Below are 20,033 nucleotides of genomic sequence, written 5' to 3' on the forward strand. Positions count from 1 at the left end.
GCTTCCTCAACCGCATGGACATTGATCGCCTCGATCCGCATGCTCACACGACGGACAGCAAGGCATTGTCAAGCTTGAAAAACTTTCGGATCGGGCTCTTAGACCCGACCTTGCAAAACCGTCTTGACGCCCTCCTGTCCGAAGGCGGCAACGCGCTGCCTGTCGCCGCTGCCCTGCCGCCGCTGCAGAATGCACTGACACGCACGTCCAACGCCGTGCTGGTCGCCCCGCCCGGTGCGGGCAAGACCACGCTGGTGCCGCTGGCGCTGCTGGATGCGCCATGGCGTGGCGACGGGCGGATCGTGATGCTGGAACCACGCAGGCTGGCCACCCGTGCGGCCGCCACGCGCATGTCGGAGCTTATGGGCGAACAGCCGGGCGGGCTGGTCGGGTACCGCACCCGGCTGGATGGCGCGACATCGGAGCGCACGCGCATCGAGGTGATTACCGAAGGCCTGCTGGTGCGCCGCCTGCTGTCCGATCCCACGCTGGATGGGGTGGCATGCGTCATCTTTGATGAAATCCACGAACGATCCGTCGATGCGGATGCCGCCCTTGCCTTCTGCCTTGACCTGCAACGCAGCCTGCGGCCCGAACTGAAGCTGGTCGCCATGTCCGCCACCATGGACGGGGCGGCACTGGCGCAGCGCATGAATGCCGAACTGGTGGAAAGCGAAGGCCGGATGTTCCCCGTGGAGATCCGCCACGCCACCCGTGACCTTGTCCATCGCCGCGACCTGCCCGACGCCATGGCCGCCGCCATTCGCGCCGCCATCGCACAGGATCCGGGCGATGTGCTGGCCTTCCTGCCCGGCGTTGCCGAAATCCACCGCACGCGCACCCTGCTGGACGGGATCGCGGCGGATGTCCTGCCTTTATATGGCGAACTGCCCCCTGCCGAGCAGGACCGCGCCCTGTCCCCCCATCCCGATGGGCGCAGGCGGGTGATCCTGGCCACCTCCATTGCCGAAACATCCCTGACCGTGCCAGGGGTGCGCATTGTGGTGGACGGGGGGTTCCGCCGCGTGCCGCGGCTGGATGTGGGCACGGGTCTTACGCGACTCGATACGGTGCGGATTTCGCGTGCCGCCGCCAATCAGCGCGCAGGCCGCGCGGGACGTGTCGCCCCCGGACACGCCATACGCCTGTGGACGGAAATGACCACCCGCGCCATGCCGCCCCACGACCAGCCCGAAATGATGGAGGCCGAACTGACCGGCCTGCGGCTGGATGCGGCGGCATGGCAGGATGCAATGGGTACGGCGCCCGCCGATCTTCCTTTTCCCGATCCTCCGCCAAATGGCGCGTTCGAGGCCGGGCGCAGCCTGCTGCAGGCACTCGGCGCACTGGATGACGAAGCCCGCATCACGCGGGAGGGCACGCGCATGGCCACCCTTGGCGCGCATCCGCGTCTGGCCGCCATGATGCTGGCCGCGCGCACGCCAGGCGAACGCGCCATGGCCGCCGACATCGCCGCACTGCTGGAAGAACGCGACCCGCTGCGCCCCCGTCGCCCCGCCGGTGGCGGCCGGGGCGCGCCGCCCACGGCCCCTGCCGATATCCGCCTGCGTCTGGACCTGCTGGCCGGTGGCGACCATCCCGATGCCGACCGCGCGGCGCTGTCACGCATCCGCCATGCCGCCCGGCAGTACCGCAGGCGGCTGGGGCTGGGCCGTGACATTCCCGCCAGTGGCGATCCCGCCGCCCTGATTGCCGCAGCCTTCCCCGACCGGGTGGCGCAGTCACGCGGGGATGCGGGATCGTTCCGCATGGCCGGCGGCGGCAGCGCGCGCCTGTCCAAGACGGATGAACTGGCACGTTGCGCCCTGCTGGCCGTGGCGGGCATGCATGTGCGCAAGGCGGCCGAGATATGCCTTGCCGCCCCGCTGGACCGTGATGCGCTGCCGGACAGCCTGCTGGCGCGGGCGCGCGAACAGGTTGAAACCACGCTGGACACGACAACGGGCAACGTGCTGGCGCGACGCAGGCTGCGGCTGGGCAACCTTGTGCTGCGTGACCGCACCGTGAGCGCCAGTGCCGATGAAGTCTGTGCCCTCCTGTGCGCGCAGGCGGCACAGAACCCTGCCGCGACCTTCACATGGAGCGACGCCTGCCGCCAGTTGCAGGCCCGCGTGGCACTGGCGCGTACCCGCCTGGACCGCCCGGACATGCCCGACCTGTCGGATGAGGCCCTGGCCCGAACCACCGAAAGCTGGCTTGCCCCGTGGCTTGCGGGGGTGAACCGCCTGTCCGCGCTGGCGGAGATGGACCTGCTGGCCATGCTGCGCGCGACGATGGACCACGCCACGCTGAAATGGCTGGACCGCATGTTGCCCACCCATCTGGACATGCCGGGGGGACGGGCCGCGATCGACTACCTGCAACCCGTGCCGGTGGCATCCGCACGGGCGCAGACCTTCTATGGGGTGACACAAACCCCCCGCATTGCCGACGGGCGGGTCGACCTGCGTATCGCCCTGCTGTCGCCCGCGGGCAGGCCGCAGGCCATTACCGCCGACCTTGCGGGCTTCTGGGCCGGGTCATGGGCGGATATGCGCCGTGACATGCGCGGACGCTATCCCCGCCATGACTGGCCCGAAAACCCCGCCACAGCCACGCCCCCACCGCCCCGGCCGCATCGTACGCCATAAAAACCGCATGCATTTGCGTCCATGATGTCATGCAGCCATGGCATTGCCGCTTTTTTCAGATAACATGGATGATCATGAACGCTTCCTTCCGCCGCCATACATGACACGGATTGCCATGGGCCGCCGTCCGGCTTCCCGGTTGTTGCCGATGCTGCTGCTGGGCATGCCTGGCCTGGGCGGACTGGCGACGGGGGCATGCGCGCAGGACGTTGCAACGTCATCCGCCGTGCCGCCCAATCCCTCCCTGTTCGCCGCGCCGGTGCCGCCGGTGGTGGCGACGGGACCGCTGACCTTCGCCCCGCTGGTACGCCAGGTGGGACCGGCGGTAGTGAATATCGCGGTTTCACAGGATAACCGGAGCACCACCAGCCACCAGCCCCTGCCGCCCAGTGTGAAGGGCACGCCGTTTGAACACAGGTTCCGTGAACGCATGCGCGCGCATGGGGAAGAAATGCTGGGTGCAGGCTCGGGCTTCCTGATCGACCCCAGCGGTGTGATCGTGACTAACGCGCATGTGGTGGGTGGTGCCGACCTGATTACCGTGTCCCTGGCCGATGGTACGGAATTCCCCGCCCATCTGGTCGGCAGCGATGACCTGACGGATATTGCGGTCATCCAGATCCACGCTCCTCACCCCATGCCCTTCGTGCCATGGGGGGACAGCAGGCTGGTCAATATCGGGGACTGGATCATGGCGGCGGGCAATCCGTTCGGACTGGGATCATCCGTTACCGCGGGCATCGTGTCGGCACGCGGGCGCGATATCGGCACCAGCCCGTTCGATGACTTCCTGCAGATCGACGCGCCGATCAATCCCGGCAATTCCGGCGGCCCGTCATTCAATCTGGGCGGGCAGGTGGTGGCGGTGAACACGGCCATTGTCTCGCCCACCGGGGGGTCGGTGGGCATCGGGTTTGGCCTTCCGTCGGAAATCGTGGCACCTATTGTGGAAGAGCTGCGCCATAATGGCCATATCGACCGGGGGTGGCTGGGTGTTACACTGGCGGACGGCCCGGGGCATGACGGCGTGCAGATTGTCGGCATCGACCGCAACGGGCCGGCCATGAAGGCGCACCTGCATATAGGGGATGTCATTACCGCCGTGAATGATGAACCGATCGATACATCGCGCATGCTGATCCGTTCGATCGCGGCGAAACGGCCCCGGTCGACCGTGGTGCTGCATATCCGCCGCCGCCATGACACGCTCAGCCTGCCGGCCTGCGTCGGCCACCGCCCCGACGAGGACATGGAAGACTGACTGACCCCGCCCCAAACGACGTGAGGCAACGTGCATATTCTTGTTGTTGAAGATGATCCCACCGTCCGCAATTTCGTGGCCAAGGGCCTGAAGGAAGCCGGGCATCTGGTCGAACTGACCGATAACGGCAAGGACGGCCTGTTCATGGCCGTAAGCGAGAAGTTCGACCTGATCATACTCGACCGCATGCTGCCCGGCGGCATTGACGGCGTGCGCCTGCTGGAAACCATCCGCGCGCAGAACAACACGACCCCCGTGCTGCTGCTGTCGGCGCTGGCGGATGTGGATGACCGCGTGCAGGGACTGAAGGCAGGCGGCGATGATTACGTCACCAAACCCTTTGCCTTTAGCGAACTGCTGGCCCGTGTCGAGGCCCTTGGCCGCCGAGGCCGGACGGAAGCCGCCCCCCAGACCAAGCTGGAAGTGGCCGACCTTGAAATTGACCTGCTGTCGCGCACCGTCCGTCGCTCGGGCCAGAAGATTGACCTGCAGCCGCGCGAATTCCGCCTGCTGGAATATCTGACCCGGCATGCGGGACAGGTCGTGACCCGTACCATGCTGCTGGAAGGCGTGTGGGACTACCATTTCGACCCGCAGACGAACGTGATTGACGTGCATGTGTCCCGCCTGCGCCAGAAAGTGGACAAGCCGTTCGGCACGCCGCTGATCCACACCATCCGCAACGCGGGATACATGCTGCGTGCCGAATAGGCGCCGTCCCTGCCCGTGGGCGGGATGCTGATGCCCGCCGGTTTCCCGCGCGCCATGCCGCGCCCGTCACGCTGGCGGGCATGGCGGTCGGCCAGCCTGCGGTTTTCGCTGGCATATGGCATGATGTTCGCCCTGTCCTCCGTCCTGTTCATGTCCTTCATGTGGTGGGGCACGATCGGGTTTCTGGAACGCCAGGTGGAAACCGCCATCAATGCCGATGCCCATGCCCTGGCCGAACGGTGGATGATGGGCGGCCTGCCCACGCTGGCCCTGACCATCGAGGACAGGCTGGAGCAGAATCTGGATGACGATGCGATCTACCTCGTCATCGATCCGCAGGGCAATTACCTGACCGGCAACGTGTCGGGATGGCCCGCCAAGGTGCAGTACACGGACCGCTGGTATTCCCTGCCCGATACCCGGGCGGGCCTGCGCGGCATGGCGGAACTGCATGCCTACCGCCTGCCCGGCACGGCGCAGAGCCATACGGCGGGCCAACTGGACAGCGGCTACCGCCTGCTGGTGGGGCGTGACGTGCGCGCACGTGGCATCCTGCGCCACCTGCTGACCGATTCGCTGTTATGGGCATGGGTCATGGTGACCCTGCTGGCGGTCAGCGGCGCGGTACTCGTGCACGGCATTTTCCGCCGCATGGTCAAGACCGTGGCCCGCACGACATCCGCCATCGCCCATGGCGACCTGAGCCGCCGCATGCCGCTGGTGGGCAATGGCGATGAAATGGACCAGGTGGCCGAAGCCATCAATGAAATGCTGGACCGGATCGTGCGGCTGATGGATGGCGTGCGGCAGGTCTCCAATTCCATTGCCCATGACCTGCGCACCCCAATCGCCCGCGCGCGCACCCAGCTGGAGGACGCGGCGCTGCACGCCACCACGGATGAAGAACTGCGTGACGCGATCGAACGCGCGGTGGGCAACCTGGACAACGTCACCGCCGTGTTCGAGGCCCTGCTGCGCATTGCCCAGATCGAGGCCGGGGCCCGCCGTTCCGCGTTCATGACGTTCGATCTGGTCCCGGTCCTGCGTGATGTGGCCGACCTGTATGAAGCCGTGGCGGAAGACCATGACATCACGCTGGCGCTGGACCTACCCGAAAGCCTGATCTTCTACGGGGACCGTTCCCTGATCCAGCAGGCTGTGGCCAACATGCTGGACAACGCCATCAAGTTCTCGCCGCCCGGCGGCACCGTCCACCTGCGTGCACAGGTGCGCGAACTGGCCCCCGGCCGTATTGTCGGCCCCACGGGCGAGGGCATGCTGGACCTGTGTGTCAGCGATGAGGGAATCGGCATGAGCGAGGCCGACATGGAGCGAGCCACGGAACGCTTCTTCCGGGCGGAAAAAGCGCGCAATACGCCCGGCTCAGGGCTGGGCCTGTCCATGGTGCGGGCCATCGTTCAACTGCATGGGGGACGGATGCACCTGTCGGCGCATAACCCGGGGCTGACGGTTTCACTGGCGCTGCCAATCGCCGCCTGCGCGATTTCAGGGATGGAAGAAGATTTTCCATCTCCGCTGCACATATCAGGCATGACGGAAAGGTCACCTTTCCCCCATCAGCATGACATGAACAGTAGCGTAAAGTAACATCATGAACATGCACCCCGCCATGGCGCCGGCCATCGTTGTGATGAGTTTCTGCCTGTGTGGCGCAGCCCCGGTCGGGGCAGGCGCCGGGGCGGATGTCATCGCCACACGGGATGGCACGGACAAGCCCGTGATCATTACCAGCGACACCAAGGCTTACTGTAACCGGCTGCTCAACATCATCGATGCCTATGGCCCCGCCCTGCCGCAGGATGTGGACAGCCTGCGCACGCAGGGGGAAGACATGTGCCGCGAGGGGCGAATCCGTTCAGGGATCGTGCGCCTGCGTCGTGCGTTGGTTGAACTGAAGGAGACCACGCATTCATGACCTTTTACCCCTTGACGACCTTTGCCCGCCACGGCCTGCGCATTGCCCTGCCCGGCATGCTGGTGGCGGCAACGCTGCATCCGGCAGGTGGCATGGCCCAGACCCAGTCCGTAAATCCCGTTCCCCCCAATGCAACCGAACTGGACCTGTCCGCGTCCGGCACGGTGCAAGCCCAGCCTGATGAACTGACCGCCACGTTCATGGCCGAAGCCCGGGCCGACACGGCCGCCAGCGCACAGGCGCAGGTCAATGCACTGGTGGGCAAGGTCACGGCTGCCAGCGCCCATGCATCGGGACTGACCCTGAATGCCGAGTCGTATTTCGTGCACCATGATGATGGCGACCCGCGACAGAACCGCAGGCCACAATGGGTGGCGCGCCAGAGCATCCGCCTGACCGCCACCGATGGCAAGGTGCTGCTGCCGCTGGTGGGTCAGTTACAGGCCGATAACCTGGCCCTGACCCGGCTGGACTGGTCCCTGTCACGTGAAAAGCGGGCGGAACTGACCCGCAGGGCTGAAACACTGGCCCTGCAGGACATGCAGCAGCGCGCGCAGGCGGCTGCCAGTACGCTGAAGCTGACCGTTGCCTCCATCCGCACCGTGACGCTGGAAGACCAGAACATGCCGCGCCCGATGCCCATGATGATGATGGCGCGCGCCGCCAGCGTTGACATGCCCGGCGCAGAGGCCCCGACCGGCATGCAGGATGTCACCGCAACCGTCCGCGCCACGCTGATCCTTAAGCCTGCCGGGTAAGAAAAGTCTGCCCTCCGGCGATCCTGAAACGAGTAAACGTTTTGGGTGCTTTTTCAGGACGATTCAGGAAACGCTGCCTTCCTGAAAAAAGGCGGCACCCGAAAACGTTTATTATTCCTGCGTGGCACAGCGACATAGGGGAACGACATCCATCGTCGTTCCTCCGTGCAGCAGGACATACAGAAAAGGCCCGGTGGAATATTCCACCGGGCCTTTTCATAACGCAGATACGTGGGCCTGCCCTTAGCGCGGGGCAAGCACCATGATCATCTGGCGGTTTTCAAGCTTGGGCATATGCTCAACCTTGGCGATCTCATCCATTTCCGCGCGGATACGCTCCAGAACCTTTACACCCAGATCCTGATGCGCCATTTCACGGCCACGGAAGCGAAGGGTCACCTTCACCTTGTCGCCTTCGCCAATGAAGGTCTTCATTGCGCGCATCTTCACCTGATAATCATTTTCGTCAATGTTCGGGCGAACCTTGACTTCCTTGATTTCGATGACTTTCTGCTTCTTGCGCGCTTCGTTACGCTTTTTCTGCTGTTCGTACTTGAACTTCCCGTAGTCAAGGACCTTCGCCACGGGCGGCTCGGCGTTCGGACTGATTTCCAGAAGATCAAGGCCAACGGAATAGGCGCGGGCCAGCGCATCACGCGTGGACATGATGCCCAGCATCTCGCCTTCTTCGTCGATCAGACGGACCTGCGGTACGCGGATCTCTTCATTGACACGGGGGCCCTCTCGATTTGGCGGAGTGGGCATCGGGGGTCTGGCTATGGTCAGCTCCTGTAACTGTTTCATTCAAACGGCAGATAAGGCCATCCCCGATACCAACGCATTCATGGCCGGGACCATGGCAGATGCGCAGGCAAGGCATGACCTTACATTATGGAAAGATATGTGACGCAAAGACACGCCACAGATCAAGTACTGTCTTGTCCCGTACCCGCGAAAACAGCCATGCAATTGCGGCACGGAACCAGGCGGTCAGCCGCGTTCCCTGCGGATATCGGGTGGCAGGGCTTCATATGCAAGGGCCGACACCGCTTCTTCCAGTGGTAGCACCTCCTGCGCCTTGCCACCAAGGCGGCGCAGGGCGACGGTGTTTTCCTCCGCTTCCTTGCGGCCCACCACCAGAATCACCGGAACACGTGCCAGACTGTGTTCGCGAATCTTGGCATTGATCTTTTCGTTCCGCAGGTCGGCTTCCACCACCAGCCCCGCCTTGCGCAGGCTGTCGGTCACATGTTGGGCATAATCCGCTGCATCGGTCACGATGGACGCCACCACCACCTGCACCGGCGCCAGCCACAGCGGGAAACGGCCCGCATGCTGTTCGATCAGGATACCAAGGAATCGCTCGAACGAACCCAGAATTGCCCGGTGCAGCATGACCGGACGGTGCCGTGCGCTGTCTTCCCCCACATAGGACGCATCCAGCCGTTCGGGCAGCACGTAATCGACCTGCAGCGTGCCGCACTGCCAGTCACGGCCGATGGCGTCACGCAGCACGAATTCCAGCTTCGGACCATAGAACGCGCCCTCGCCCGGGTTGTGTTCATAGGTCACGCCCGCCATGTCGCAGGCAACCTTCAGCGCATTTTCCGCACGGTCCCATGTCGCGTCGTCACCGGCGCGCTGTTCGGGACGGTCAGCGAATTTCACGCGGAAATGCTCGAATCCAAGATCCTGGTACACATCGGCCAGCATGCGCACGAACCGCGCGGTTTCATCGGCGATCTGGTCTTCGGTGCAGAAGATATGCGCATCATCCTGCGTGAAACCACGCACGCGCATGATGCCATGCAGCGCGCCCGATGGCTCGTACCGGTGACACGCCCCGAATTCTGCCATACGCAGCGGCAGTTCACGATAGGACCGCAGACCATGGCGGAAGATCTGCACATGGCACGGGCAGTTCATCGGCTTCAGGGCGAGGGTCTTGTCCTCATCCTCGACGGTGGCGATGAACATGTGTTCGCGGTATTTGTCCCAGTGCCCGGACGCTTCCCACAGGCCGCGGTCAACAAGCTGCGGGGTGCGCACTTCCTGATAGCCATTCGTATTCTGCGCGCGGCGCATGTAGTCCTGCAGCACCGAATACAGCCGCCAGCCCTTGGGGTGCCAGAATATCTGGCCCACGGCTTCTTCCTGAATGTGGAACAGGTCCATCTCGCGCCCGATGCGGCGGTGGTCGCGCCGTTCGGCTTCCTCCAGCTGGTGCAGGTGCGCCTCGAGTTCCTTGCGGTCACGCCATGCCGTGCCATAGATCCGGGTCAGCATGGGGTTGCGGTGATCCCCCCGCCAGTAGGCGCCGGCGACCTTCATCAGCTTGAAGGCATTGCCCACATCCGCCGTGCCCCGCAGATGCGGCCCACGGCACAGGTCCAGCCACTCACCCTGACGGTAGATGGAGATTTCCTCATCTTCAGGCAGGTCACGGATCAGTTCGGCCTTGAAGCGCTCGCCCCTGTCCTCAAAAAACTGGATGGCTTTCTCACGCGGCCACGTCTCGCGCACGAACGGTTCGTTCGCGGCCACGATTTCGCCCATCCGCTTTTCAATCGCGGCGAAGTCATCGGGCGTGAACGGCTCGTTGCGATAGAAATCGTAATAGAACCCGTTTTCGATCGACGGGCCGATCGTGACCTGGGTTCCGGGAAACAGCGACTGCACGGCTTCCGCCAGCACATGGGCCGCGTCATGGCGGATCATTTCCAGCGCCTCGGGGTCCTTGCGCGTCACAAAGCGGACCTTGGCGTCATGGTCGATCTCACGACCGATATCCATAAGCTTGCCGTCCACTTCCATGGCAAGGGCGGCACGGGCCAGACCGGCCCCGATGGACTGCGCCACGGTCGTGCCCGTCACTGCCCCGTCAAAGCGGCGAACGGATCCGTCAGGCAGGGTTATGGCAGGCATGGTTTCATTGCTCCGGTAAGAAGATGTTCCGCTGTAATGGCGTCAGGCGAGCGTCGCCGCAACCCTGTCAACGCGCAGAGTTGCCAGATCACGCACATAAATGACCCGCACCTGCCCCGCATGCTGGCCCACGGGCGCGGTCAGCGCGGGGTTGCTGTCGGCCGAAAACAGCACGGTGCAGGGCACGCCCAGGGCGGCGGCAAGATGCATGGGGCCGGTATCATTTCCCACGGCGCAGGCCGCGCGCCCCATCACGCCGCCCAGTTCCAGCAGCGATGTCCGCCCCGTCAGGTCCACCGCATCGGGACAGGCCGTGCGGATGGTGGCGGCAAGCGGTCCTTCCGCCTTGCTGCCCACGATCACGGGCCGCATTCCGCGTGCGTGCATGCGCTGCGCAAGGACCGCATACCGTTCCACCGGCCAGCGCTTGGCCGGACGATGCGCCGCCGCCGCCGGCACCAGCACGCCATAGGGCGCGGACAGGACAGGCCCGCCCTGCGCCAGCCACGACAGGTCGGGCACCGGCAGGCTGTCGAGTCCCGCATGCCGCAACTGGTCGCGCTGGCGTGCGCGGGTATGCATGACGCGCCGTTGCGGGCTGTCATGCACCGCCTGCGCGCCGCGCCCGATTCCCGACCATGCCTTCATGCCCGACAGGTGGAAATACCGCGTGCTGCGTCCTGATGTCTGCAGGTCATAGACAAAATCATAGGATCGCAGCAGCCGACGCAGCGCCATGACCGCGCGCAGGTCATGCCATGGCGGCCTGCGGTCAACATGCACATGGTCGAACCACGGCGCATGCCGCGCAAGGTCGATAAAAGGCGCCTGCGTCAGCAGGTCCACCCTGTCATGCGCATGATGGGCGCGAATGGCCGCGAACGGCGCGAAGGACTGGACAAAATCGCCCAGCGCGCCCAGCCGGATCACCAGGATACGGGCCATGGGGTCAGGGTGCCTCGGGGTCGGTTTCAAGAAGCGACAGGTCCTGCCGCGCAAGGTCCGCCTCATCCGAATCCGGGGACAGCGTCACCACGTCCTGCCAGTCGGCGCGCGCCTGCGCCATCTGTCCCTCGCGCTGGTACAGGATGCCGCGTTCCAGCAGGGCGGCCCCATTGCGGGGCATGTCCTTCAGGGCGGCGTTGATGTCGGTCATGGCCTGCTCGATCCGTCCCATCCTGCGCCATGCGGTGGCGCGCGCGATCAGCGCCTCATCACGTTCCACCGGAACGGATGGCAGCGGCGTCAGGGTGTCTATCGCGCGCTGTGGCTGGTCCAGTTCAACCGCGACCCGGGCATAGACCAGCCGCAGCGGCACGTCCCCCGGCTCCAGCGTCAGGCCATAGGTCGCGCTGTCGAATGCCTGCCTGGGGCTGTCGTCCGCCTGCCATGCCCGCGCCGCCTGTTCAGCCACGGTGGCGCGGCGACGCAGGGACTGCGCGGTATCAACCGCACCGGACACGGCCGTATCCCCCGTGGGCCAGCCCGGCACATGCGCCAGGCGATCCAGCGATGCCGCCGCCGTCGCCACATCCCCCAGTTCCATACGCGCGAGGGCTTCGCATTGTTGCGCCTCCAGCCCGCCACCATGGGCCAGCCAGTCCTGGGCATAATCCCGCGCGCCATCGGGGTCATCGGACAGGGTGGCGGTGCAACGGGCGAAACTCCATGCCTCATGCGATGCGTCCGAGTGTTCCTGCCCGGGGAGGGGCGATGGGGCTGCCTGCTGCACCGTCTCCGCCGCCCGTGCGCGACCGCAGGCAGAATCGCCCACCGGCAGTGCACAGACCACCCCCACCATCATCGCCCCCGCGACGGTCAGGACCCGACACCCCGCCCGCATCCGCCCCATGGGCCGGGCCAGGGCAATGGGGAAACGTCCGGGACATCCGTCCGGCTGGGGCAACTGGGAAACAGGCAGGCACGCAGAGACTCTCATTACCGCATTCGTCGTCCCGCCCGCCAAGAAGGTCAAGGGCCGGGAACCCATTCATTCCCCACCCGTGCAGTTCCGGAATGATCGTGGTATGGGGAAATGCGATGCAAACCGTTACCGACCGACCTGTTATCCTGCAGGCCCTGCCAGCCCTCGAATCCGGCGGGATCGAACATGGCACGCTGGAAATGGCGCAGGCCATCGTGCAGGCCGGTGGCACCGCCATCGTGGCCAGTGCGGGCGGGCGGCTGGTCCCGCGCCTGAAATATATCGGGGCCATCCCGGTCGAGATGGACCTGAAGGCCAAGAACCCCCTGTCCATCATGCGCAATGCAACCCGCCTGCGCCATGTCATCCGCGATTACGGCGTCAACCTTGTCCATGCGCGTTCACGTGCCCCCGCCTGGGCCGCCCATCTTGCATGCAGGCGGCTGAAGGTGCCGCTGGTCACCACATGGCACGGCGTGCATGCCGCCAACCTGCCGGGCAAGCGGCGGTACAACAGCGTGCTGGCATCGGGCAACCGGGTCATCGCCATAAGCCGCTACATCGAAAACCGCCTGCGCGAGGAATACAAGGTGGGCGATGACCGCCTGCGCCTGATCCCGCGCGGGGCGGACATGACCCGCTTTGACCCGCAGGGCGTGCGCGGCAACCGGGTACAGAACCTGATCAACCTGTGGGACATACCCGACGGCGCCACCGTCATCATGCTGCCGGCACGGGTGACGCCGTGGAAAGGGCATGCACTGCTGATCGAGGCACTGGCGCGCATGAACGACATGGCCGGCCCGGATGGGGAGTGGGTCTGCATTTTCGTGGGCGAGGCGAATGAGAAGCAGGGGCGCGACCTCGTGGAACTGGCGACACGCAGGGGAATCGCCGCACGCCTGCGCTTTGCCGGGCATTGCGCGGACATGCCCGCCGCCATGATGCTGGCGGACATGGTGATTGTCCCGTCGCTACGGCCTGAACCCTTTGGTCGCGTGGTGGTGGAAGCACAGGCCATGGGCCGCCCCGTGATCGTGGCGGCCCATGGCGCCGCACTGGAAACGGTGAACGATGGCATGACCGGTTTTGCCTTTCCCCCCAACGACGCCCAGGCACTGGCGGCATGCATGCACCATGTCGCCACCATGACGGCGGAAGAACGGCTGGCCCTGGCGTGGCATGCGCGCGAGAATGTGCGCGAGCATTATTCAACACAGGCGATGCAGTACGCGACGCTGGCTGTATATGATGAACTTCTGCATACGCAGCTGGCGAATACTTTCTACCATAACGCCATGACGGACGTTATCTGGGACGAAGAACACCTGCCGCAGGCGGGATGAAAACGCGCGGGCGGCAATTGTGCCATATCAGGTGCAGGACAGCCTTGATCTGTCTCATGGTGGTCCCAAAACCCTGATCGAGCGTCCAGTATTCGGCATGGGCCTTATGCAGGGGGTGGTTTTGCAGTCGACAAGGCGCGCGAAATTCTTCACCCATTGCGCATTCTTCTTTCTGGCGGACGGGGATGACCCGCGGCCCGCCGTTTCAACGCGAACACTTCGGGACTGCACCACATGAACCAGATTTCCCCCGTCCAGACAGACACGACACCCGAACCCCAGCCCCATCACCCCGACCTGCGCCGGGTGAATGCCAATCCGGATTTCTGGTATCCGGTCGCGTGGTCGTCGGACCTGCGCAAGGGCAAGACGCTGGCGGTCAGCTATGCCGGCACGCCCATCGTGCTGGTCCGCCCCGAAGATGGCAGCGTCTTCGCGCTGTATGACCGCTGCCCCCACCGTCAGGTTCCGCTGAGCAAGGGAACCGTGAACGGCCAGACCGTGCGCTGCTGCTATCATGGCTGGGCCTTTGGCCGGTCGGGCCGCTGCATCGACGTGCCCTACCTTGGCAAGGGCAAGCTGCCCAATGGCGTGCGCACCTTCCCCGTGCGTGAGGCGGGCGGCCTGATCTTCGTCTTCCCTGGCAATCCGGAAAAGGCCGACAGCACGCCTTTCCCCAAGCTGGCCCAGACGGACAACCCCAAATACAAGACCAAGAACTTCAGCCCGCGGGTGAACTGCCACTACACCTTCATGCATGAGAACCTGATGGACATGAACCACCAGTTCCTGCACCGCCGCCAGATGGGCCAGATCAAGGCCCGCTTCCTGGGGCAGGACAAGGGTGAGAACTTCATCGAGGCACGTTACAGCTTCATGCGCTGCGCCGGTCAGCAGCCGCTGGCCGAACGCCTGATCTTCGGCAAGCACAAGGATCTGCAGGGCAAGGAGCAGCCCGTCGAGGAAGTGGTGACCATCCGTACGGAATACCCGTACCAGACCCTGCGCATCACCGACAAGGACGGTGACCTGATCATGGACCTGTGGACCGCCTACGTGCCGGTGGACAAGGATGAACGCATCACCCAGTCCTTTGGCCTGCTGTCCATCCTGCGCCCGCAGACGCCGTTCCTGATCGACATGATCTGGCCCGCGCTGGGCTGGTTTACCAACCGCATCTTCCTTGAAGACAAGGATATCGTGGAACTGGAACAGGCCGCGTGGAACGAGGTGGGCTACGACCGCAACGTGGAAATCTTCCCCGTGGTCAAGGCACTGCGTGAACTGCTGATCCGCAGTGGCATTCCGCAGGACATGCCGCCCGCGACCACCGCGCAGCAGCCCGCCAGCCCGGCAACACCTGCCTGACATCTTCCGCCTGCCCGCCATCCCCATGGGTGGCGGGCCTTCCCCCCCTTCCGCGCGAAACCACCACCATGACCGACCGGCCAGATACCCCCCGCCTGACCGACAGGGCCGAGGCCGCGCGCCAGCAGCGTCTGGCCCGTGAAGCCGAGGCGCTGCGCGCCAACCTGCGCCGGCGCAAGCAGCAGAGCCGCGCACGCACGGCCCCGCCCGCCGACCTCATGCCTGACAGCAGCGACATATCCAGCAACGAAGCGTGATTGCCGGTTGCGGTCGGGCGGCCACTTCGTTAGTGGTCGCGCAGCAGCCGACGGGTTTTCCGTCCACGCGCCACCGATGCCGAAGGAAGGGACAACATGCCAATAATGCCTGACACGTGGATTCGTCGCATGGCCACGGACCACGGCATGATCGAACCCTTCGTGGAAAAACAGAACCGCGAGGGCGTGATTTCCTTCGGGCTGTCATCGTACGGGTATGACGCACGCGTGGCCGACGAATTCAAGATCTTCACCGACGTGGACAACGCGGTGGTCGATCCCAAGAACTTTGCCGAAAACAGCTTTGTCACCCGCCGGGGCGACTGCTGCACCATTCCGCCACACAGCTTCGTGCTGGCGCATACGGTCGAATACTTCCGCATCCCGCGCGACACGCTGGTGGTCTGCCTGGGCAAGTCCACCTATGCGCGTTGCGGCATCATCGTGAACGTGACCCCGCTGGAACCGGAATGGGAAGGCCAGGTCACGATCGAGATCAGCAACACGACCCCGCTGCCCGCGCGGATCTACGCCAATGAGGGGATCTGCCAGTTCCTGTTCTTCCAGGGCGCATCCCCGTGTGAAACCAGCTACGCCGACCGCAAGGGCAAATACATGGGGCAGGTTGGCGTCGCCCCGCCGCGCATGTAAGGGCAGGAACCGCAAGTCATGGACCGTTTCATCATTCACGGCGGCCACCCGCTGCGTGGGGACATCGTGATCGGGGGGGCGAAGAACTCCGCCCTCAAGCTGCTGGTGGCGGGGCTACTGACCTCCGAACGGCTGGTGCTGGATAACGTGCCGCGCATTGCCGACATCCGCACCATGCGCAGGCTGCTGGAACAGCATGGCCTGACGGTGGAAGATGTCAGCGGCGATGGCGGCACGCTGGCGGTCGGTGGCGAGATCACCAATACCGAAGCGCCCTACAACATCGTCTCCAAGATGCGGGCGTCAATCCTTGTGCTCGGTCCGCTGCTGGCGCGCTGTGGTGAAGCCCGCGTGTCGCTGCCCGGTGGCTGCGCCATCGGCACCCGCCCGGTTGACCTGCACCTCAAGGCGCTGGAAACGCTGGGGGCGAAGATCACGCTGGAAAATGGCTACATCCATGCCGAAGCCCCCCATGGCCTGAAGGGGGAGCGGGTGATCCTGCCGTTCGCCTCGGTTGGGGCGACCGAAAACCTGCTAATGGCCGCAACCCTGGCCAAGGGGCGCACCGAGATCGTCAACGCCGCGCGTGAGCCCGAAATCGGGGATCTTGTCGGCTGCCTCAACGCCATGGGTGCGCGCATTACCGGCATCGGCACGGGCAAGCTGGTGATTGACGGGGTGGAGGGACTGCATGGCGCGCAGTACCGCGTCATGCCCGACCGGATCGAATGCGGTACCTATGCCTGCGCTGCCGCCATTACGGGTGGCGAGCTGCGGCTGGTGGGCGGGCAGGTCGAACACCTTGGCGCCGTCGTACGCGCGCTGGAGGAAGCGGGCGTGGAGATGGTGCAGGAGGACGGGGCGGTACGCGTGCAGCGCACCGGTGCGCTGCGCGGGGTCGATATCATGACCGAACCCTATCCCGGTTTCCCCACCGACATGCAGGCGCAGTTCATGGCGCTGCTGTCGGTGGCCGAAGGGGCATCGATGGTGACGGAGACCATTTTCGAAAACCGCTTCATGCATGTCCCCGAACTCAACCGCATGGGTGCGCGCATCAACGTGCACGGATCGTCCGCCATCATCCGGGGCGTACATTCGCTGTCCGGCGCGCCGGTCATGGCGACGGACCTGCGGGCGTCGTTCTCACTCATCCTCGCAGGGCTTGCCGCCCATGGGGAGACGATCCTGAGCCGCGTCTACCACCTGGACCGTGGCTACGAGGCGGTGGAGCGCAAGCTGGCGCAGTGCGGCGCGCATATCGAGCGCGTTTCGGACTAGGGCTCCGGGGGCCTTGCCACGGCAGGAACCCGATGCGCATACCCTGCCATTACGACAGGGTATGCCCGCTCCCCTTCCACGAGCCTGCTGGCTCAGTGACCGATATCGAAGGGGACCGATATGGACCCGAAGGCCCCGAGTCCCGGCTGCGTGAAATACAGCGCGGTCTTGCCATCGGATGCGTAGCCATTGAAATAGTTGATCGAATGGCTGTTCAGCAGATTGGTGATGTTAAGCTTGAACTTGACATGGTTCATCGGCCCAATCACACGGCCGGTCGTATAGCCCAATGACAGGTCAAGGGAATTGAAGGGCGTCATGCCCTGCGTATTGGAACTGTCGCCAAACCGGCTGCCAACCCACTTGTCGATCAGGGACGCGTAGAAGTTCCTGTTATTGTAAATGATGCCCCCTGCAGCCGTTGCGTCCGGCGCGTTGGGCACCCAGCTATTATCTGAATTGAGACGCGCCTGATTGTAGCTGGCATTAGCAAAAAGCGAGATGCCTTTTGCCAGATAGACCGTTCCCTGCACTTCTGCACCATAATACCGCACGGACCCCATATTGTAATACTGCGTATTCTGGCCGATCAGGCGTGAGCCGATCATGTTACTGAAATCAATATAGTAGAAGTCGCCTCCCACGCTTAACCGGCGGCTCTGGTAGGATGTGCCGATCTGGTAGTTCCAGGTCCGCTCTGCCGAGACCTGGTTATCGGCAGGGTTGCCAACATAGAAATACATCAGGCTTGGCGCAAGGAAACCACGTGCAACCTGAATGTAGGACGACCATTTGGGCGTGATCATGTAATGCAGATTGAAAGATGGCAATGGTGCCGTATAGGTCTGTGAATAATTCATCGGTTTCTTGGTAGTCTGATTGACCGTAGCCTCCAGATCGCGCTCAAACGACGCATACTTGAAACCGGCCGAGAAAGTCAGTGCCTTGGTAATATGTACATCCGCCTGGATAAAAGGCTGTATGGACAGATTCTGGTCATGCATCTGACGGGTAATGGCCTTGGCGCTATTGGGCGCGGGCCTGCCATCCAATGTCCAGTCCAGATTGTACTGTATACGCCCGTTGCTCTGATGATCCACCCAGACACCGGACTGGAAGTCTACAATCGAAACCTTCTTCTTCAGTTTCAGCACATTGCCCCATGCCCGATAATCCATCTTCATGCGGGTGCCAGGCACGTCAGTTGCGGAATAGACAGTCCCGTTGGCAGTCGTTCCATTGACGTCCTTGCCTGAATCACCAGGTTGATGGAAATAGGCGAAAGTGTAGGCCTTGTCCTCGATTGTCCAGCCTGATCCCAGATCTGAATTGATGCCGATATATTCCAGATCCGTCTGGACGGCATCACGGTTGTAGCCTTCATAATTCTGGTTTGTCGGGTCATTGCTCAGTCCGAATTCCGGCCCGTATTTGGCAATCTGTGCCCGCGTGGCGCCAGGTGGCGCATGCTGGTCAATGTGGTTGTACATGCCCGAAACCGTCAGGGTGGTATGCTCCCCCAAAGGCTGGATATACTTGATCATGTAGTTTGAACGACGCTGGGCGGCATAATTTACGTAACCGCCGCTGGTTGTCCCTTCCACATCGGCAAACAGGCGGCCACCATGAGTCCCCTTGATCTCGCCGGTATCAAATTCCGCGCCGTAATTATAGGTGTTCCAGCTACCGGCGCTTGCATAAGCTTCTGCGCCCATTTTCTTTTTGGGATCTTTGGAATTGATCCCGATCCGACCACCAAATGTGGCAAACCCCACGGTCGTGGCATCGCCTGGTCCTGCGTCGACTTCTACCTGACCCAGATCATGCGCGGCATAATAAGAAGTACTGTGATGGGTATTGTCATTGGTCTGGGCAATGGGAATACCATCGAATGTCACGTCATACTGCCCATCGGAAAAGCCGCGCATGACCAGATTGGCGCTTTCGGACAGGCCGGGGCCATTGGGTGAAATGGACATGACGCTGGGCGCAATGGCGGCCACTGTATCGTAATTGGATGTCGCAGGCAGGTTATTTTCAATATAATGCTTACTCATTACAAAAGTAGGCTGTGTAACCGTAAGCGGTGTATTTGTGGGGGATTGGTATGTGGCAGACTGTATGCGGTCCCCCCGCACCAGCATTTCCTCGCTACGGGAAACCTGCTTTTGATCCCTGTCGTCCGCTACCTGTTTATTGGTGGTGGTCGTGCGAGAGGCCACCTGTTTTTTATGCGTGCCACTGCCAGTTGCTGCATCGGGTGACGCGGCATGAGCATATCCCGCCACAGACAGAGCAGTAAAAGACAGCAGAGTATACTTTGCTGTCTTAAATTTTTTTGCAAAGTTACGCATATTACCACGACTGTTTTATGTCAATGTATTTCTGAAATGTGTTTTATTTTGATTTGTGATTTTTTTAAATAGTTGTTTTTTGAACATTTCATGTAGCTTATGTTTCATTTTTATTAATTTTTTCAGGGCTGATTTTATTTTTTAATTCTCTGCATTATGCATGCCCTATATTCTGGAACTGAGCCAAACAGGGCATATAAACCTGCAATTCCATTGCAGTTCCGGGTTTCAACTTCTCTCGACAATTATCAAGACAAGAAATTGATGATGGCCCGCATTTGCTTCCGTCCCGTTTTATCACTGTTTTTTCTTTTCCTCGGCGCCACTCCGGCAGCATGCCATGTCGCAAAGGCCAGCACGGCCACGGACATGACAGCCATGCCTGTTTTCGTACCACCTCCCCCACCGCCTGGTTCGGAAATGGACCACAGCGACAGGGCCATATTTGACACCACGCGAAAGCTGAAGGGCACGGAGCGCTGGGTCCTGGCCGCGCATGACAGCGACCTTAGAGCCCGATCCGAAAGTTTTTCAAGCTTGACAATGCCTTGCTGTCCGTCGTGTGAGCATGCGGATCGAGGCGATCAATGTCCATGCGGTTGAGGACGCA

Annotated in this window: 16 protein-coding genes; 11 read left to right on the plus strand and 5 right to left on the minus strand. The window is 62.9% G+C overall.

Annotation, left to right across the window (positions count from 1 at the left end):
* Positions 1-110: 110 nt before the first annotated feature.
* Genes hrpB through CFR80_RS12825 form a run of 6 tightly spaced genes read left to right on the plus strand, consistent with a single transcriptional unit; the run spans position 111 to position 7,317 of the window.
* Positions 111-2,651, plus strand: a complete 2,541-nt coding sequence (gene hrpB, locus CFR80_RS12800; RefSeq protein WP_110507491.1) for an ATP-dependent helicase HrpB — start codon at positions 111-113, stop codon at positions 2,649-2,651.
* A gap of 37 nt (positions 2,652-2,688) precedes the next feature.
* Positions 2,689-3,912: a S1C family serine protease gene (locus tag CFR80_RS12805; protein ID WP_042658881.1), complete on the plus strand. Its 1,224-nt coding sequence runs from the start codon at positions 2,689-2,691 to the stop codon at positions 3,910-3,912.
* A 30-nt stretch (positions 3,913-3,942) separates the two neighbouring features.
* The gene (locus CFR80_RS12810) at positions 3,943-4,623 is read left to right on the plus strand and encodes a response regulator (protein ID WP_010514807.1); all 681 of its coding nucleotides are present in this window, start codon (positions 3,943-3,945) and stop codon (positions 4,621-4,623) included.
* Between the two features lie 30 nt (positions 4,624-4,653).
* Positions 4,654-6,231 carry a sensor histidine kinase gene (locus tag CFR80_RS12815; RefSeq protein WP_042658883.1) on the plus strand — a complete coding sequence of 526 codons (1,578 nt, stop codon included), beginning with the start codon at positions 4,654-4,656 and terminating at the stop codon, positions 6,229-6,231.
* 4 nt (positions 6,232-6,235) lie between these two features.
* A complete protein-coding gene (locus CFR80_RS12820; RefSeq protein WP_010514804.1) occupies positions 6,236-6,559 on the plus strand; it encodes a hypothetical protein in 324 nt (107 codons plus the stop codon).
* Positions 6,556-7,317: an SIMPL domain-containing protein gene (locus CFR80_RS12825; protein WP_010514803.1), complete on the plus strand. Its 762-nt coding sequence runs from the start codon at positions 6,556-6,558 to the stop codon at positions 7,315-7,317. Before CFR80_RS12820 ends, CFR80_RS12825 begins: the two co-directional genes overlap by 4 nt.
* A 243-nt stretch (positions 7,318-7,560) precedes the next feature.
* On the opposite strand, the gene infC is transcribed toward CFR80_RS12825, so the two are convergent.
* The 4 genes from infC to CFR80_RS12845 form a co-directional block, all read right to left on the minus strand.
* Positions 7,561-8,082: a translation initiation factor IF-3 gene (gene infC / locus CFR80_RS12830; RefSeq protein ID WP_010514802.1), complete on the minus strand. Its 522-nt coding sequence runs from the start codon at positions 8,080-8,082 to the stop codon at positions 7,561-7,563.
* A 225-nt stretch (positions 8,083-8,307) separates the two neighbouring features.
* On the minus strand, positions 8,308-10,242 hold the full coding sequence (gene thrS / locus CFR80_RS12835; RefSeq protein WP_010514799.1) for a threonine--tRNA ligase: 1,935 nt from the start codon (positions 10,240-10,242) through the stop codon (positions 8,308-8,310).
* Between the two features lie 42 nt (positions 10,243-10,284).
* Complete coding sequence (locus tag CFR80_RS12840; protein WP_010514798.1) at positions 10,285-11,187, minus strand: glycosyltransferase family 9 protein; 903 nt, start codon at positions 11,185-11,187, stop codon at positions 10,285-10,287.
* Positions 11,188-11,191: 4 nt separating this feature from the next.
* Positions 11,192-12,181: a tetratricopeptide repeat protein gene (locus tag CFR80_RS12845; protein ID WP_258367794.1), complete on the minus strand. Its 990-nt coding sequence runs from the start codon at positions 12,179-12,181 to the stop codon at positions 11,192-11,194.
* A 101-nt stretch (positions 12,182-12,282) separates the two neighbouring features.
* Between CFR80_RS12845 and CFR80_RS12850 the strand changes: the two genes are divergently transcribed.
* From CFR80_RS12850 to murA, 5 genes are all read left to right on the plus strand, one after another.
* Positions 12,283-13,512 (plus strand): glycosyltransferase family 4 protein, encoded by a 1,230-nt coding sequence (locus CFR80_RS12850; RefSeq protein WP_010514797.1) that lies wholly within the window; start codon positions 12,283-12,285, stop codon positions 13,510-13,512.
* Positions 13,513-13,746: 234 nt separating this feature from the next.
* Positions 13,747-14,880: an aromatic ring-hydroxylating oxygenase subunit alpha gene (locus CFR80_RS12855; RefSeq protein ID WP_010514795.1), complete on the plus strand. Its 1,134-nt coding sequence runs from the start codon at positions 13,747-13,749 to the stop codon at positions 14,878-14,880.
* A gap of 68 nt (positions 14,881-14,948) precedes the next feature.
* The gene (locus CFR80_RS12860) at positions 14,949-15,137 is read left to right on the plus strand and encodes a hypothetical protein (protein ID WP_010514793.1); all 189 of its coding nucleotides are present in this window, start codon (positions 14,949-14,951) and stop codon (positions 15,135-15,137) included.
* Between the two features lie 96 nt (positions 15,138-15,233).
* Positions 15,234-15,788 carry a dCTP deaminase gene (gene dcd, locus CFR80_RS12865; protein WP_010514792.1) on the plus strand — a complete coding sequence of 185 codons (555 nt, stop codon included), beginning with the start codon at positions 15,234-15,236 and terminating at the stop codon, positions 15,786-15,788.
* Positions 15,789-15,806: 18 nt separating this feature from the next.
* Complete coding sequence (gene murA / locus CFR80_RS12870) at positions 15,807-17,069, plus strand: UDP-N-acetylglucosamine 1-carboxyvinyltransferase (RefSeq protein WP_010514791.1); 1,263 nt, start codon at positions 15,807-15,809, stop codon at positions 17,067-17,069.
* A 92-nt stretch (positions 17,070-17,161) separates the two neighbouring features.
* On the opposite strand, the gene CFR80_RS12875 is transcribed toward murA, so the two are convergent.
* The gene (locus tag CFR80_RS12875; protein ID WP_110507492.1) at positions 17,162-19,423 is read right to left on the minus strand and encodes a TonB-dependent receptor; all 2,262 of its coding nucleotides are present in this window, start codon (positions 19,421-19,423) and stop codon (positions 17,162-17,164) included.
* Positions 19,424-20,033 lie beyond the last annotated feature (610 nt).

The sequence above is a fragment of the Komagataeibacter oboediens genome (genome assembly GCF_003207815.1).
GTDB classification, from domain to species: Bacteria; Pseudomonadota; Alphaproteobacteria; order Acetobacterales; family Acetobacteraceae; genus Komagataeibacter; species Komagataeibacter oboediens.

What these genes read in the sequence shown, in the direction of transcription:
- CFR80_RS12805 (WP_042658881.1), top strand. Translation starts at nt 2,689, where the DNA reads ATGGCATTGCCGCTTTTTTCAGATAACATGGATGATCATGAACGCTTC.
- CFR80_RS12815 (WP_042658883.1), top strand. Translation starts at nt 4,654, where the DNA reads ATGCCCGCCGGTTTCCCGCGCGCCATGCCGCGCCCGTCACGCTGGCGG.
- CFR80_RS12820 (WP_010514804.1), top strand. Translation starts at nt 6,236, where the DNA reads ATGAACATGCACCCCGCCATGGCGCCGGCCATCGTTGTGATGAGTTTC.
- CFR80_RS12825 (WP_010514803.1), top strand. Translation starts at nt 6,556, where the DNA reads ATGACCTTTTACCCCTTGACGACCTTTGCCCGCCACGGCCTGCGCATT.
- infC (WP_010514802.1), bottom strand. Translation starts at nt 8,082, where the DNA reads ATGCCCACTCCGCCAAATCGAGAGGGCCCCCGTGTCAATGAAGAGATC.
- thrS (WP_010514799.1), bottom strand. Translation starts at nt 10,242, where the DNA reads ATGCCTGCCATAACCCTGCCTGACGGATCCGTTCGCCGCTTTGACGGG.
- CFR80_RS12840 (WP_010514798.1), bottom strand. Translation starts at nt 11,187, where the DNA reads ATGGCCCGTATCCTGGTGATCCGGCTGGGCGCGCTGGGCGATTTTGTC.
- CFR80_RS12845 (WP_258367794.1), bottom strand. Translation starts at nt 12,181, where the DNA reads ATGAGAGTCTCTGCGTGCCTGCCTGTTTCCCAGTTGCCCCAGCCGGAC.
- CFR80_RS12850 (WP_010514797.1), top strand. Translation starts at nt 12,283, where the DNA reads ATGCAAACCGTTACCGACCGACCTGTTATCCTGCAGGCCCTGCCAGCC.
- CFR80_RS12855 (WP_010514795.1), top strand. Translation starts at nt 13,747, where the DNA reads ATGAACCAGATTTCCCCCGTCCAGACAGACACGACACCCGAACCCCAG.
- CFR80_RS12860 (WP_010514793.1), top strand. Translation starts at nt 14,949, where the DNA reads ATGACCGACCGGCCAGATACCCCCCGCCTGACCGACAGGGCCGAGGCC.
- dcd (WP_010514792.1), top strand. Translation starts at nt 15,234, where the DNA reads ATGCCAATAATGCCTGACACGTGGATTCGTCGCATGGCCACGGACCAC.
- murA (WP_010514791.1), top strand. Translation starts at nt 15,807, where the DNA reads ATGGACCGTTTCATCATTCACGGCGGCCACCCGCTGCGTGGGGACATC.
- CFR80_RS12875 (WP_110507492.1), bottom strand. Translation starts at nt 19,423, where the DNA reads ATGCGTAACTTTGCAAAAAAATTTAAGACAGCAAAGTATACTCTGCTG.